The sequence below is a fragment of the Chryseobacterium sp. RLHN22 genome (genome assembly GCF_051011795.1).
In the GTDB taxonomy this organism is placed as follows: Bacteria; Bacteroidota; Bacteroidia; order Flavobacteriales; family Weeksellaceae; genus Chryseobacterium; species Chryseobacterium zhengzhouense.
This window is the reverse complement of sequence record NZ_JBPCHW010000007.1, coordinates 48,103-63,892: the sequence shown is the minus strand read 5'-3', so window position 1 is coordinate 63,892 and position 15,790 is coordinate 48,103. Positions and strand designations below refer to the sequence as shown.

Annotated in this window: 16 protein-coding genes; 9 read left to right on the top strand and 7 right to left on the bottom strand. The window is 34.7% G+C overall.

Annotated features, from left to right (window positions below):
• Positions 1–180: 180 nt before the first annotated feature.
• Complete coding sequence (locus tag ACR1PN_RS09040; protein ID WP_433979769.1) at positions 181–765, bottom strand: DUF3109 family protein; 585 nt, start codon at positions 763–765, stop codon at positions 181–183.
• 11 nt (positions 766–776) lie between these two features.
• Positions 777–1,682, bottom strand: coding sequence for a DUF6427 family protein (locus ACR1PN_RS09035; RefSeq protein ID WP_433979768.1), 906 nt, complete (start codon positions 1,680–1,682; stop codon positions 777–779).
• Positions 1,683–1,723: 41 nt separating this feature from the next.
• Between ACR1PN_RS09035 and ACR1PN_RS09030 the strand changes: the two genes are divergently transcribed.
• A complete protein-coding gene (locus tag ACR1PN_RS09030) occupies positions 1,724–1,957 on the top strand; it encodes a DUF6341 family protein (RefSeq protein ID WP_378182167.1) in 234 nt (77 codons plus the stop codon).
• 70 nt (positions 1,958–2,027) lie between these two features.
• Here the strand turns inward: ACR1PN_RS09030 and ACR1PN_RS09025 are convergent, their stop codons facing one another.
• From ACR1PN_RS09025 to ACR1PN_RS09005, 5 genes are all read right to left on the bottom strand, one after another.
• Complete coding sequence (locus ACR1PN_RS09025; protein ID WP_433979767.1) at positions 2,028–2,465, bottom strand: universal stress protein; 438 nt, start codon at positions 2,463–2,465, stop codon at positions 2,028–2,030.
• A gap of 60 nt (positions 2,466–2,525) precedes the next feature.
• Positions 2,526–3,131 carry a fumarylacetoacetate hydrolase family protein gene (locus tag ACR1PN_RS09020; protein ID WP_433979766.1) on the bottom strand — a complete coding sequence of 202 codons (606 nt, stop codon included), beginning with the start codon at positions 3,129–3,131 and terminating at the stop codon, positions 2,526–2,528.
• A 261-nt stretch (positions 3,132–3,392) separates the two neighbouring features.
• Positions 3,393–3,794, bottom strand: coding sequence for a DUF2007 domain-containing protein (locus ACR1PN_RS09015; protein WP_433979765.1), 402 nt, complete (start codon positions 3,792–3,794; stop codon positions 3,393–3,395).
• 157 nt (positions 3,795–3,951) lie between these two features.
• Positions 3,952–4,716: an exonuclease domain-containing protein gene (locus ACR1PN_RS09010; protein WP_378182155.1), complete on the bottom strand. Its 765-nt coding sequence runs from the start codon at positions 4,714–4,716 to the stop codon at positions 3,952–3,954.
• A gap of 83 nt (positions 4,717–4,799) precedes the next feature.
• A complete protein-coding gene (locus ACR1PN_RS09005) occupies positions 4,800–5,540 on the bottom strand; it encodes a CDP-alcohol phosphatidyltransferase family protein (RefSeq protein WP_433979764.1) in 741 nt (246 codons plus the stop codon).
• 256 nt (positions 5,541–5,796) lie between these two features.
• On the opposite strand from ACR1PN_RS09005, the gene ACR1PN_RS09000 reads away from it, so the two are divergent.
• The 8 genes from ACR1PN_RS09000 to ACR1PN_RS08965 all read left to right on the top strand — a co-directional run bounded on the left by ACR1PN_RS09000 (position 5,797) and on the right by ACR1PN_RS08965 (position 15,777).
• Positions 5,797–7,725: an LTA synthase family protein gene (locus tag ACR1PN_RS09000; RefSeq protein WP_433979763.1), complete on the top strand. Its 1,929-nt coding sequence runs from the start codon at positions 5,797–5,799 to the stop codon at positions 7,723–7,725.
• A gap of 146 nt (positions 7,726–7,871) precedes the next feature.
• On the top strand, positions 7,872–8,288 hold the full coding sequence (locus tag ACR1PN_RS08995; RefSeq protein ID WP_378182145.1) for a DUF2147 domain-containing protein: 417 nt from the start codon (positions 7,872–7,874) through the stop codon (positions 8,286–8,288).
• Between the two features lie 111 nt (positions 8,289–8,399).
• Entirely contained in the window at positions 8,400–9,380 is a 981-nt protein-coding gene (locus tag ACR1PN_RS08990) for a pyruvate dehydrogenase complex E1 component subunit beta (RefSeq protein WP_433979762.1), read from the top strand.
• Between the two features lie 125 nt (positions 9,381–9,505).
• A complete protein-coding gene (locus tag ACR1PN_RS08985; protein WP_378182139.1) occupies positions 9,506–11,497 on the top strand; it encodes a KUP/HAK/KT family potassium transporter in 1,992 nt (663 codons plus the stop codon).
• Between the two features lie 75 nt (positions 11,498–11,572).
• A complete protein-coding gene (locus ACR1PN_RS08980) occupies positions 11,573–12,046 on the top strand; it encodes a Fur family transcriptional regulator (protein ID WP_047399628.1) in 474 nt (157 codons plus the stop codon).
• A 3-nt stretch (positions 12,047–12,049) separates the two neighbouring features.
• The gene (locus tag ACR1PN_RS08975) at positions 12,050–13,795 is read left to right on the top strand and encodes an OstA-like protein (protein WP_433979761.1); all 1,746 of its coding nucleotides are present in this window, start codon (positions 12,050–12,052) and stop codon (positions 13,793–13,795) included.
• Between the two features lie 232 nt (positions 13,796–14,027).
• Positions 14,028–15,212 (top strand): aspartate aminotransferase family protein, encoded by a 1,185-nt coding sequence (locus ACR1PN_RS08970; protein ID WP_433979760.1) that lies wholly within the window; start codon positions 14,028–14,030, stop codon positions 15,210–15,212.
• A 178-nt stretch (positions 15,213–15,390) separates the two neighbouring features.
• Positions 15,391–15,777, top strand: coding sequence for an START-like domain-containing protein (locus ACR1PN_RS08965; protein ID WP_034673241.1), 387 nt, complete (start codon positions 15,391–15,393; stop codon positions 15,775–15,777).
• The last annotated feature ends 13 nt before the right edge of the window (positions 15,778–15,790 follow it).

Sequence of the window (15,790 nt, the reverse complement as noted above, 5' to 3'; positions counted from 1 at the left end):
TTCTGCGGTGGTTTGTTTTTCTGCTTTGACTGGTAGAATTCCAAATCTGATAGGATTGTCGTCCTGTCCCTTTAGAAAGTTGTCCGTTCGGAACTTAATAAATTTGAGCCAAATGGATTTTCAAAATCTCAAATTTCGAATCTCAAATTTCGAATCTCGAATTTCAAATCTCAAATAAAACTATTTGCCGTATTCCTTTTTCCACTCTTCCGCAACATCACTCAAAGTTGCATAAAAATCTTCACCATACTTCCTTGTAAGCGGAGTTTTCAGGAACTTATAAACAGGAACCTGCAATTCTTTTCCTAAAGTACAGGCATCGCTGCAGACATTCCATTCGTGATAATTTAATGCAGAAAATGTAGAATATTCTGTAATTCTGATAGGGTATAAATGACAGGAAATTGGTTTTTGCCAGTCTATTGCACCGTCTTCGTATGCTTTTTCAATTCCGCATTTTGTAATGCCTTTTTCATCAAAGGTAACGTAGGCGCATTCGGCGTTTTCCACCATTGGAGTTACGTACATTCCGTCCATCGGGTCGGTTGTCCAGGTTCCCTGTTCGTCTAAAGCTTTAATTCCGGCTTCAGTAAGGTAAGGTTTTATTTTATCGTAAATATTGTCTAAAATCACAAGCTCATCTTTGTCGAGAGGAGCTCCCACATCACCTTCCACGCAACATGCACCTTTACATTTTGTAAGGTTGCAAACAAATTCTTCGGAGAAAATATCTTCAGAAATTAATTTATCGTCTATTTGAATCATAATCTTTAATCTTAAAATAAATTGAAATGAGCTCCGGCTTTGAAAGTAATCATACTGATGATGGTGAGCCATACGCAAGCTTCCTGCATCCAGTATTTAGGCAAAAACTTAAACATCCTGCTCAGAATAATTGTTGACGGAAAAGCCAGAAGTAAAAGATATTCGTAGCTTTTATTCATATAAAGTATAATACTCACCAATTGGGCCAGTGAAAATACCAGCAGAAAAGTATATTTATATCTGCTTACCGGGCTTTTTTTATTGTAATGTTTAAAATGGTCGTAAATTGCATAAATGAGCATTAAAACGACTGGAAACAGCGGAAACAGTTCTGTATAATCAGTCATTACTTTCATTTTCCCGAAAGGGATATAGGCAGGATCCCACGAATTAAACTGTATGAAAAACATGACTGAAAAATAACTCAGCGCAATCATTGCAATCCCTAAAAGAAACCTGAAAATATTCAAACCGACTCTTTCGGAAGTGACAATCAAATGAATCAGTACGAAACACATCATCGGCCATGTCGTAGGAAGGAATATGAAATTTAATGCAACAATAGACCCTACCAAAACATACGATTTCTTTCTCAGATCTTCATCTGTACTTGTCAAAAGAAGAAGAAGGAAAGAATTGGTAAGCAGTGCAACGGCAATTCCGAGGTCAAGGTCTCCGTCGTAAAGCCCGAAAATAAAGAATGTATACAGAAATAAAGAGAGATGCGTATTGTAACTCAGCCCAATCGCATTAAAACAGAAATATCCCAAAGCAATTCCCAGAAATGTAATTCCAGCAATAATTGCTTCGTAAGTGTTGAAATTCAGAATGTTAAACAATATTACAATTAAAAGAAGAAAACCAATATAAACAGGAATTGAAAAAATATTGCTTTCTTTTGAAAGTAATCTAAACATTTTTTATAAATTTGTGCAAAGTTAATTTAAAAAAGGAAATAATGACGTCTTTCTTTCTATTCTTAAGCGGTGTTTTCAAATGGTCTTTCGGTTTTTTCGATACTTTTGGAAATGTATTAAACTGGATCTTATTCATCGTATGCTGTGCATTGTTCACATACTGGTGCTATGTATTGGTAGCAACATTGGGAGGTGATAAAGACAAAGAATATTATTCTCCGACAGAAGGAAAGCATCCTTACTACGATCCAACGATCTACAAAAAAGAAGGTTAATTAATTGGTTATATAGAAAAAGACCGGTCAAATTTTTTGATCGGTCTTTTTTATTATGCTTAAAATATTTTTAATCGTGAATCGGAAGAACCAAAACCGGAATTTTAGAGCTTTTCGTCAATCCTTTTGTTAAGCTTCCTACAAATACATCGTAAATGCCGCTTCTTCCGTGAGAGCCCATTACAATATAACTTGCATTTTTCAGGTCGGCATATTCCAAAATAATATCTTTTGCGATGCCCTGCTTTAGAATATGCTCACAATCAACATCCTGAGCCAGAATTATTTGATTGATCTTATTTAAAAGCACCAATTCTTCTCTGATTTCATTTTCTTCAACTTCCGGAAAATACTGATATCCCATATCGCCGATTGCAAAACCAATGTCGGTTGGCGCAACGTGAATCAGGCATATTTTTCCGTTTACTTCTTTGGCGAATTTTACGGCTCCGTCTACGAGCTGATCTGTTTTTTCTCCAAAATCGACGGGTAAGATAATGTTTATCATAATTTGTAATTTAAGTCTTCTTAAAGATATGAAAAAAACAGACCAATATCAAATGATATTCTACATGATTCTGACGTCTAAAACTTTTTCATTTTCAAGATAAGCTTCCAGAATATCGTTTTCAGAAACTTTCCCTACACCTTCAGGAGTTCCGGTAAAAATAAGATCGCCAACTCTCAAAGTGAAATACTGTGATACAAAAGTAATAATATCATCAATACTGAAAATCATATCTTTTGAGTTTCCATCCTGAACTTTATCCTTGTTTTTTAATAAAGAAAAATTCAGAGATTCGAGATTGTAATTCTCTTTTTTGAAGAAATTTCCCACAACAGCCGAACCGTCAAAACCTTTCGCCAGTTCCCACGGAAGACCTTTAGATTTTAAATCGCTCTGCAAATCTCTTGCTGTAAAATCGATTCCCAAACCGATTTCTTCGTAATGTTTGTGAGCGGTTTCTTTCTGAATGTATTTTCCGCCTTTTGAAATTTTTACGACTATTTCAAGCTCGTAATGTACATCGTTTGAAAATTCAGGAATGTAAAAATCGTTTCCTTTCAAAACCGCTGTATCGGGTTTCATAAAAATCACTGGTTTGTCGGGAATTGCATTTCCCAGTTCCTTTGCGTGTTCGCTGTAATTTCTTCCTATGCAGATTATTTTCATAATGTATTAGATTAATGATCACTCATTATTTATTGCTTATTACTAATTATCAGGAGCTGCTTCCCGCTTTCCGCTGTATCTTTTGTTCCGCTTTGCTCCACAAAAGGATGCCGCTGCAATCGGGGCTAGTTACGAAAAGCCAATAGTCAATTTTACTTCGTAAGTCAATTGTGAATTTTTCATTCTGTCATAACGACGAAGCAATCTCAAAATATATTCTCAATCATATAAACTTCCCGCTTCCATCATCCAGCTTCCATCTCATCCATGTTTAAACTTGTTTCCACAGTAGTAGCAAACATAGTTTTCATTCGATAAAATCGAAATCCCAAAGAAGCTTGTCGAGCTGTCATCTTTGTAAAAGTGATTTGAACCGCATTTCGGGCAAACAAAATCAAAATCAGGATTTTCAATCGTATGTTCTACCTCAAGAGCAAATTGTTCGTTTTCCTGATATTCAGTTAAAATTTTTTCGGCATTTTCAAAATCATCTTCAAAAACCTGCAGCTGTATTCCGCCAACTGCCTGTGAAAGCAACCAATCCGACTGAATCAGCTGTTCGTTGGCGATAAAACTGTTGATGCCATTTTCAGACAGAATTTGTTTGTCTCGATTGGCTTCAAGCGCTGTTTCATAGAATTTAAACTTAACTAAATTATTCATTTATATGATTTCATTTATCGCAAAAGAAGCAAAGAATGTGCTGAAAATAAAACTTTAAAAAGTTTACAAAAAAGTAAATTATCATTGACTGTTTTGTTTGCTTTTATAGAACTTTAAGATTCAATAAGTCTTTTGCTTCTTTTGCGGTTAAAAAAAACTAAAATTTACTCGAAAGCTGAATTCTTGTAAAAACTTTCTTGGTATACAAAGGAAAATCAGCATTTTGCAGCCATCCGTAATATCCTAAATCTTTCTGGAAGACTTCTTTTACAACCTGTCCTTTATATTTACCAAATGCAAAAATTTCCTGATTTTTTGCGTTGTAATGAATCATTCCTGCTAAGTCGGCAAATTTATTCTGAGTCGAAAATTCACTCAGTTCTGCAACTTCATTTGAAATGTCATCGTATTTTCCAACCTGTGCATCCAAAACTTCAAAGGTTGCCAGAACATCTGCTTCTGCAGAATGCGCATTTTCCAACGTTTTTCCGCAATAAAACTGGTAAGCTGCACTTAAGTTTCTTGGTTCTTTTTTATGGAAAATGGTCTGTGCATCAACCAATTTGAATTTATTTAAATCAAAATCAAAATCGGCACGAAGCAGTTCTTCAGCCAACAAGGGAACATCGAAACGGTTAGAATTAAAGCCGCCCAAGTCGGCGCCTGAAATCATTTCAACAATTTTAGGAGCGATTTCCTTGAAAGTCGGTGCATCTTTTACATCTTCGTCATAAATCCCGTGAATGTCGCTACATTCTTTAGGAATCGGAACACCCGGATTTACTTTCCATGTTTTGCTTTCTCTTGAAGCATCAGGATTTACTTTTAAAATGCAGATTTCAACAATTCTGTCTTTACCAACATTCGTTCCGGTTGTTTCAAGGTCGAATATGCAAAGAGGTTTATGGAGCTTTAAGTTCATTTTTTTGTAAGTTTGAATTATAAGTTATAAAATATGAGTTACTTAAATCGATTAATTTATCACTTAGAACTCAAAATTTATAACTATTTAAGTTGTTTTTGAAAGATAAGAGAAATTAAGATATAATAAATAATGACTAATGGAATTCCGACAATTTTAAATATGCATAAAATAAGAATCGAACCAATCAATAAAGCCAATTTCGGATAATTATCCTGCAGTTTCATCGATTTAAATTTCATGGCAATCATTTTGATGGGGCTGACTAAAAGCCAAGATGAAATTGCCGTTAAAATCAATAAGTAACTTTCATTTTCAAATAAAAAACTGAAAGCAGAAGCTTCTTTATGCGCTACATATAAGCCAAAAATCAAGATGGTATTTGAAGGGGTGTTTAAACCTTTAAAATAATATTTCTGATCCTCATCCAGATTAAAAATTGCCAATCTTAAACAAGAAAAAAGCGTAATAATAAATCCAAAATAAGAAATCCAACGCTGTTCGTTGAGAAGTAAATATCCGTAATCTATAAAATTTAAAGAATTGCTATTGTCAACTTCGAGAAGAGAAACAAAAATTGTTAATCCGGGAATCAATCCGAAACTTACCATATCTGCCAGAGAATCGAGCTGGGTTCCCAAGTTGGAGTTTGCCTTTAAAGCTCTCGCTACAAATCCGTCGAAAAAATCTAAAACCAAAGATAAAATAATGCAGATGGCAGTCGTCTGGTAATCGCCTAAAAGTAAATGTACGGCGCCTATACAACCCGAAAAAAGGTTACCCAATGTGATTGCATTTGCGAGATTGTTCTTTATGAAATTCATAGCAGCAAAATTACAGTTTTTAAAAACTTTAACCTTAATTAATATGAACTAAAAATTACATTCCTGTGAAATCGCTGTAACTAACAGTGAAATATGAAGGCAATATAAATTGGCGATTGCATATGGCCATTAAAAAAAATAAATATCTACATATGAATTTAGCTTAAATTTGCGCAGCAAATTTGTTGTCAGTCAAAAATTTAAAGTAAAGTGACGTCTGATAACATTACATCTTTAAAAGCAATTATACAGACAAATGAAATTTTTTAAAGAATTCAGAAAAGAAGAAGTTCTGGTTTTGTGCTACAGGATTTTTTTGGCTTTTGTGTTTTATCAGATCGCAAGACTTCTGTTTTGGTTTTTCAATAAAGATTTAATAAAAGTAGACAGTGTTTCAGATTATCTGAATCTTGCTTTTCATGGGATCGCGTTTGATTTAACGGCGATTCTTTACGTTAACGTTCTGTTTATCTTTTTAAGCTTAATTCCGATTGTTATCAATACAAAAAGCGGTTATCAGAAATTCCTGTTCTGGCTGTATTTTGTTACCAACGGAATTGCTTATGCCATGAATTTCGGAGATTTTATTTACTATAAATTTTCCCAGACAAGACTTACTTCGGCAGCTTTTCAGGTTGCGAAACATGAAACCAATATTTTGAAAGTTTTTACGGCTTCTACCCAAGAACATCCTTTTGTGGTCTTGTGGTTTGTGGTATTAATGACTGTATGGGTTTTTCTTTATAAGAGATTTAAAATTGAATATAGAAAGCCGGTAAAATTAATTCCTTATTTTGTTTTATCAATTCTTACTTTATGTATTTCTGCGGTCTTAATTGTTGGCGGAATCAGAGGAGATTTTAAACACAGCACAAGACCAATCAATCTTGTAGATGCCAATCGATTTGTGAAAACTCCGCTTCAGGGAAATATTGTGCTGAATTCTACTTTTTCTTTTTTCAGAACGTTGGGAACCAATAATTTCAGAGAAGTTCAGTTTGTCGATCAGAAATTTATTGATGATAATATTTATCCGTACAAAACTTATGAAAGAGAAGTTCAGGGTAAACCTAATGTTGTAATTTTTATTGTAGAATCTTTCGGAAGAGAATATTCCGGAGCTTTTAATAAAGATAAAAACATCAAAGATTATGTTTCTTACACGCCGTTTATTGATAGTTTAGCGAATGAGAGTCTCATTTTCCCGAATACTTTTGCCAACGGAAGACAATCGATTCACGGGATGAGCAGTATTTTGGCAGGAATTCCGAGTTTAACGGATGCTTTTACGAGCTCACCATATTCGAATCAGAAAATCCAGTCCATTGTTTCTGTTTGTAATGATATGGGGTACGATACTTCATTTTATCATGGTGCACCGAATGGTTCGATGGGTTTCTTAGGTTTCGGGAATATTTTGGGCTACAAACATTATTATGGTAAAAATGAATATAATAATGACAAAGATTTCGACGGAATGTGGGCCATCTGGGATGAACCTTTTTTACAGTATTTTGCAAAGAATGTAGGAAAAACTCAACCTTTTATGGCGACGGTTTTTACCGCGTCATCACATCATCCGTTCAAGATTCCTGAAAAATATATCGGAAAATTCAAAAAAGGTAAAGTTGAAATGCATGAGCCTATGGAATATACTGATTATTCCATTAAAAAATATTTTGAAACTGCTAAAAAACAGCCTTGGTTCAAGAATACTATTTTTGTATTTACGGGCGATCATCCCAACCAGATTTACTATCCTGAATACGAAAAAGCAATGAACCGTTTTGCAGTTCCGTTGATCTTTTATTCTCCCAATCCTGTATATAATTTAAAAGGTGTAAATAATGAATTGGCACAACAGATTGATATTTATCCTACTTTGGCAGATTTAATAGGATATAACAAAAAAGTCAGAAGTTGGGGAAGGAGTTTACTGAGCGAAAAAAAATATCCGTACCTGATCGTTAATTCGGACGGAACTTCAGAGCAGTTTATTATTGGAAATTATATTTACAGATTTGACGGTAAAAATATCACAGGAATTTATGATAAAAATGATTTAGGTTTTGAAAATAACCTGAACGACAAACTAAAAACTCCCGAAACCGAAAAAGGAAAACAGATTGCTAAAGCCTGGTATCAGGATTATATGAACCGTGTCATCAACAGAAAACTGAATTAAATTTCATCTTGTTTAATTTTTAAACAATTCAAATCTTCTGTTATATATGCAAAGGATAACAAAAATGTTTGTGTGTTTAAAATTTATTTATATTTTTAACTAATCAACAATTAATTGATCTATAAATTAAAATTAAACTTTATAATATGAAAAAATTATTAGCAACATTTGTTCTTTCTTTGTTCAGCGTGATGTCATTTGCGCAGATTGAAGGTAAATGGAAAACGATAGATGATGAAACAAAACAACCAAAGTCTATTGTAGAGATTTTTAAGAAAAGCGACGGGAAATATTACGGTAAAATTTCTCAGCTTCTGATAAAGCCGGAGAATAACAATTGTGTAAAATGTAAAGACGATCGAAAAAACAAACCTTTAATCGGGATGGAAATTATCAGAGGTTTATCCAAAGACGGAAACGAATTTGGCGGAGGAACAATCACAAATCCAAAAGATGGTAAAACCTACAAGACAGAAATTGTAAGAGAAGGAAATACACTTAAAGTGAAAGCTATAGTTTTGGGTATCGCTATGAAAACCCAAACATGGCATAAAGTAGATTAATCTGCATAAAATAAATATTAAAATACAAGGCAACTCCGCAATGAGTTGTCTTTTTTGTTATGTAAATAATAAAAAAACACTATTTTTGTACTCTAAATTTTTCAAATAAATATGGCAGAATATACTTTTCGTGAGGTAATTGCACAGGCAATGAGCGAGGAAATGCGTAAAGACGAATCCATTTTTCTAATGGGAGAAGAAGTAGCAGAATACAATGGTGCATACAAAGCTTCAAAAGGAATGTTGGATGAGTTTGGTGCTAAAAGAGTAATCGATACACCTATTGCAGAACTTGGGTTTTCAGGGATTGCTGTTGGTGCAGCAATGAATGGTAACAGACCGATTGTAGAGTATATGACGTTCAACTTTGCGCTTGTGGGGATTGATCAGATTATTAACAACGCAGCAAAAATCCGTCAGATGAGCGGTGGCCAGTGGAACTGTCCGATTGTTTTCCGTGGCCCTACAGCTTCTGCAGGCCAGTTGGGAGCAACGCACTCTCAGGCTTTCGAAAACTGGTATGCAAATATTCCTGGTCTTAAAGTAGTAGTTCCTTCAAACCCTTATGATGCGAAAGGATTATTAAAAACAGCTATTCAGGATAATGACCCTGTAATCTTCATGGAATCTGAGCAGATGTATGGAGATAAAATGGAAATTCCTGAAGAAGAGTATTACATCCCTATTGGGAAAGCAGATATTAAAAGAGAAGGTACTGATGTTACTTTGGTTTCTTTCGGAAAAATCATGAAATTGGCTATTCAGGCGGCTGAAGATATGGCTAAAGAAGGTATTTCTGTAGAAGTAATCGATCTTAGAACGGTTCGTCCTTTAGACTTCGATACTATTTTAGCTTCAGTGAAGAAAACAAACAGACTGGTGATTTTAGAAGAAGCTTGGCCATTTGGTTCTGTATCTTCAGAGATTACTTATATGGTACAGCAAAAAGCATTTGATTATCTGGATGCACCGATCAAGAGAATTACTACTCCTGATGCACCTGCTCCATATTCATCAGCTTTATTTGCAGAATGGTTCCCGAAACTTGAAAAAGTAAAAGAGGAAATCAAGAAAGCGATGTACGTTAAATAATTTTTATGCAATTATAGAGAAAAACTTCCGAAAGGAAGTTTTTTCATTTATATAATGCATAACTTATGTGACGTTGCGTCATAAATTTAATATAAATTTGCGCTTTTAAAAAATAATTCGCTGACATGGCAGAAGTTACAGAAGGAGGTCATCATTTCGACCTTAAGAAACTTTCATTTGTGGGAGTCATTGTTTCTCTCGGAATCGTATTTGGAGATATCGGAACCTCTCCTTTGTATGTAATGAAAGCAATTGTCAATGCAAGAAATCAAGGGGCAACCATGCCTTTTGATGAATATATTGAAGGAGCATTATCCTGTATCATCTGGACACTTACTCTTCAGACCACAATTAAATATGTGATCATTGCCCTGAAAGCAGATAACCGTGGAGAAGGCGGAATTCTTGCGCTGTATTCTTTAGTGAAAAGGCTGAAAAAGAAATGGCTCTATGTAGTCGCCATTATTGGGGCATCAACCTTGGTTGCAGATAGTGTCATTACTCCGTCTCTTACCGTAATGTCGGCTATTGAAGGTTTGAAAATTTACAATCCTGAAACTCCGGTAGTCTATATTACCCTCTTTATTTTATTTGTTGTTTTTCTGGTTCAGCAGTTCGGGACATCCTCAATCGGGAAGTTTTTCGGTCCAATCATGGTTACCTGGTTTTTGGTTTTGGGAGGTTTCGGAGCCATGCATATTTTTGATCATATTGAAATTTTAAAGGCGTTTAATCCTGTATATGCCTATAACCTGATTACCCATTCGCCAAGTGCAATAGTCATTATGGGAGCAGTTTTCCTTTGTACAACAGGGGCGGAAGCATTGTATTCAGACTTAGGACATTGCGGGGCAAAAAATATTCGTGTAAGCTGGGTTTTTGTTAAAGTAATGCTGATTCTGAATTATTTAGGACAGGGAGCCTGGTTATTGGATAATTATCAGAAAGTGTTCACAGGAGTAAATCCTTTCTTCGGAATTATGCCTGAATGGGCGGTTTTACCGGGAGTAATTTTAGCAACAGCAGCAGCCATCATTGCAAGTCAGGCTGTAATTACAGGTTCATTTACGATGTTTTCTGAAGCCATGTCTATATCATTCTGGCCGAATCAGCATATCGAATATCCTTCAGGGGTAAAAGGACAGATGTATATTCCTCGAATCAACTGGGGTTTGATGTTTTTCTGTTTTATTGTCGTTATTTTCTTTCAGAAATCCGAGCATATGGAAGCGGCCTATGGTTTGACAATTACCATTACTATGCTGATGACTACGATACTTCTTACGTATTGGCTGAGCCGTACGAGAGTAAATAAAATTTTCATATTTGGCTTCGTAGCAGTTTATTTAGCTCTGGAATCTGGATTCTTCTATGCTAATGTTCTGAAATTTATGGAAGGTGGTTGGCTAACGATGGTTCTTGGTGGTTTTATCGCAGTTTGCATGTACGCATGGTATAACGGAAGGTTACTGAAAGCAAATTTTACGAGCTACGTGAAAATTGGAAAATACGTCAATATCATCAAAGATATGAAGCTGGATGAAACAATTCCGAAATACTGTACCAATCTTGCTTATCTCAGCCGTGCGAAACGCAATGACGAAATTGAATCTAAAATCATTTATTCAATCATCAAAAAGCAGCCTAAAAGAGCAGATCATTACTTTATTTTGAGTATTGTGAATCAGGAAGATCCTTACACTTTTAAATACAGTGTTGATGAAATTCTTCCGGGAACAATTTATAAAATTAATTTCCTTTTAGGATTTAAAGTTGACCGAAGAATCAACGATTATTTTAATATGGTTCTGAAAGATTTAATGGCAGACGGAACAATTCCTTCCCGAAGCAGCCATCCGTCTTTGAGAGCGCACAATATTCCACCAGATCTGAAATATGTGATTATAGATAACACCTATATCAACGATATTCTTTTAACGGTAAAACAAAAAATAACGTTAAATATTTATAATTTCGTTAAATATATTGGCAGTGATGATTTCAAATCTTGGGGAGTTACCTCGCATAATGTTATTGTAGAATCGGCTCCACTAACGGAAGAAACGATTTCAAGCAGCAGAATACAGCAGTCGGAATTTTTAAGGCATAATTCTTAAAGGAAGTTTCAGGAGACTGAAATGGATCATATTGATTTAAATAAAAATCAATAAATTTGTAAGATAAATTTTTTAATGGATACTTTACAAAAAGAAAAAAATATAGCTTTAATCAAAGACGTTTTACGAAATTATCTGCTTGAGAAAGGTTTTCGTAATACGCCTGAACGATACACAATTCTGGAGGAAATCTATAATATGGATCATCACTTTAACGTCGATGATTTGTATTTGTTGATGATGCAGAAAAAATATCATGTATCAAAAGCAACGATTTACAACACGATAGAAATTTTCCTTGATGCAGGATTGATCCGTAAGCACCAGTTTGGAGAAAAAACACTGACTTCATCTTCTTACGAAAAATCTTATTTTGATAAGCAGCACGATCATTTGGTGATTTACAAGAAAGATTCAGATAAAGAAATTGAAGAGATTATCGAATTCTGCGATCCTAGAATTCAGGGAATTAAAGAAGCAATAGAAGGAGCTTTTGGCGTAAAAATTGATTCGCATTCGCTGTATTTTTATGGCACCAAGAATGATTAATCAATGAGACTGATTCTTTTTCTCTTTGTTTTTATTTCTTCGTTTACTTTGGCTCAGGTTAGTCCTAAACCTGCGCAGCGTGATCCTTATTTGCAAAATCCGGTAAAAAATCAGCCACAAAAAAGCAAACCAGCGCAGAAGGTAAGAATCATCCATGCAGATGAAATCATCAAAGATCCCACAAAATATGATGGTAATCAATATCTGAAAGGGAATGTTCAGATCGAACACCAGGGTTCTGTGCTTTCGGCAGATGAAGTCATCAGATATGAAGAAGAAAATTTTATCCGGGCAATCGGTAATGTGAGACTTCAGAATAATGATGGTTCCGTTATTACTTCCTCAGAAATGGAGTACGATGGAAATACGCAAAAAGGAGTTGCCAAGAAAAATGTAGTTCTTACCGATCCTAAAGGAACAATCATAAAGACCGAAACCATGTATTATGACAGGGTTTCCAATCAGGCTTATTACAATACGGGGGGAACCATCAATGACGGGAAGAGTATTACCTACGCAAAATCTGCTACTTACTTTCTTACGACCCGCACTATCGATCTTACAGGAAGAGTGAAAATTACGGATAAGGATTATACGTTGGAGGGCGATAATGTAGTACAAAATCAAAACACAAACATTGTTACTATTAACGGTTACACTACAATTACGAATAATAAAAATCCAAAAAACAGGATTATTACCGAGAAAGGAACTCATAATATGAATACCAAAGAATCTTTTCTTACGAAAAATTCGCGGATTTATTACAATGACAAGATTCTTACCGGTGATGAAATGTATTACAACCAGCTTACCGGTTTTGGAAAAGCAACAGGAAACGTAACCCTCGACGATCCATTAGAAAAAAGATATATTAAAGGTGGTTACGGTGAAATTTTTGAGAAGAAAGATTCGGCAATGATGACAAAAGGACCTTATGCCGTGAAAATTCTTGAAAAAGATTCTATTTATTTTGCCTCCGAAAAAATTCTTTCTTATCAGAAACCCGATACTGCAGATATTACGAAAAAGAAAAGCTATCTGAGAGCGTTTAAAAAAGCAAGAATTTATAAATCTGATGCACAGGGAAGAGCAGATTCAATAGCTTTTAATGAAACAGACGGAATTATGCACATGTACACAGATCCTATTCTTTGGAGCGGTGAAAAGCAGGTTACAGGTGATAAAGTAGAGGCTTATTTTAATACAGAAACAGAAAATATAGATTCTTTAAAAGTAATCGGCAATGGTTTGGCTATTGCTAAAGTAGATTCCCTTAATCTTTTGGATGAATTTCATCAGGTAAAAGGAAATTTGATGACCGTTTATTATGAAGGGAAAAATATTAAGCAGGTAAACGTTATCGGAAATGCACAGGCCATAACTTATGCCGATGATTATAATGAAAAAACAAAAAAGAACGAAAGAATAGGAATAACGCTTTCAACCTGCGGAATTATTGGTGCTCTTTTCGAAGAAAATAAAGTTCAGATTATTTCCTGCAGTATCGGAGCGAATGATGAAACCTATCCTATGAGTATGATTTCTCCTGATAAGAAGAAATTCCCCGACTTCAACTGGAATACAAAAGACCGAATACGGAAATGGCAGGATATTCTCGTCGACTCGCCTAATTACGAAGAAATCAAGTATGAGCCAAACGACGCACTTTATAACAAGGTAAAAGAAGCAGAAGAAAAAGAAAAGGCAAAAGAAGAAGCCAAAAAACCTAAAAGGGTAAGAAAATAAATGAAAAGATCAGTTGTTAAGCTGGTCTTTTTTTTATAAATCTTTTCTATGATCCTTGTCAAGGTTTAAAACCTTGACAAGGATACAAAACATCACCTTAATGGTTTTATTGACTCTTAAAGCAACTTATTTTAAAAGCATAGAATTTTAATCCTTTCAGATTATTGATATATAAAATTTTTTCGTCTGATGAATGTTATTTAGCTTTGCAAAAATTTTTCATATAATGGAAATGCAAAACGATTTTTTTAAATATCAGGCGCAAACAACCCAATTTGCAGCCGGTTTTGAAGTAGAAAAAGCAGTAGGAAGCTATATTTTTGGAAAAGACGGCAGAAAATATCTGGATTTTGTGGCGGGCGTTTCGGCAAATACTTTAGGACACTCTCATCCGAAAGTAGTGAACGCAATCAAAGAACAGACCGATAAATATCTTCACGTCATGGTTTACGGAGAATACGCTCAGGAAAAACCTGTTGAACTTTGCCGATTATTGGCTGAAGCTACTCCTGAACCTTTAGAAATTACCTATTTGGTCAACAGTGGAGCAGAAGCAATCGACGGAAGCTTAAAACTGGCAAAAAGATACACCGGAAGAGAAGAAATTGTTTCTTTCAAAAATTCCTATCACGGTAATACACACGGAGCGTTAAGTGTTTCCGGGAATGAATTTCATAAAAGAGAATTCCGTCCTTTGTTGCCGATGGTTTCTTTTATCGAATTTAATAATGAAGATGATTTCGATAAAATAACAGAAAAAACAGCGTGTGTCATTCTTGAAACCATTCAGGGAGCGGCAGGATTTTTAGTTCCTAATGATGATTATTTAATTAAACTGAAAAAAAGATGTGAAGAAGTTGGTGCTTTGTTGATTCTTGATGAAATTCAGCCAGGATTCGGAAGAACAGGAAAGTTGTTTTCTTTTGAGCATTTCGGAATCGTTCCGGATATTCTTGTGATGGGAAAAGGAATGGGTGGTGGTGTTCCTGTAGGAGCATTTATGAGTTCTAAAAAAATTATGGAAACTCTTTCGCATTCTCCGAAATTAGGTCATATTACAACTTTTGGCGGGAATCCTTTAATTGCCGCAGCTTCTCATGCAACTTTAAAAGAAGTTCTGGAAAGCGGTTTGATGAATGAAGTAGACGAAAAAGAAAAATTATACCGCAAACTTTTGGTTCATCCTAAAATTAAAAATATCAATGGTAAAGGCTTAATGCTTGCTGTGAATCTCGGAACTCCTGAATTTACCTTGCATATTGCAAAAAAATGCATGGAAAAAGGGTTGATTGTGTTCTGGCAGTTGTATAGAAATGAGTACCTGAGGATTTCTCCGCCACTTACAATTTCCAAAGAAGAAATTATGGAAGGTTGTAATATCATTCTTGAAGCTTTAAATGAAGAATATCATCAGTAAGTCACTCTAAAGCCTCTTTCTTTGAAGCTTTTTTATTGAAAAATAATTCTGAAAATTTGTTCTAAGATTCATTTTGAAACAATATAAAAGTTTCTGATAAAAATCATGAAAATTTAATTATAATCTTATGTAATAAAAAAATTAATTTATATATTGCGTCACGTTAAAAATAAGTTATATGGCGAAACATAAAGTCCATTACGAATTCCCAATGCACTGTCTTTCAGAGATTTTGTATGAATATCTTGCAACTGCGGAGGGATTATCTGAATGGTTTGCGGATGAGGTAGTAGAGAAAGGCGATGATTTCTTTTTCAGTTGGGGAGGAGGTCCTGCTGAAAAGGCAACTCTGATCAGATATAAGCCTGAAAGTTTCGTTCGTTACAGATGGGAAGAAGATGAAGGAACAAAAAACTTCTTCGAAATGACGATTACAATTGATGATATTACAGAAGATTTAGCTTTAAATATTACAGATTTCTGCGAAGAAGGTGACGAAGAGGAAAACGCAATGTACTGGGAAAACCTTATCGAAAATCTTAGAATAAAATTAGGTGCCGCTTAATGGTAGGCTGTAC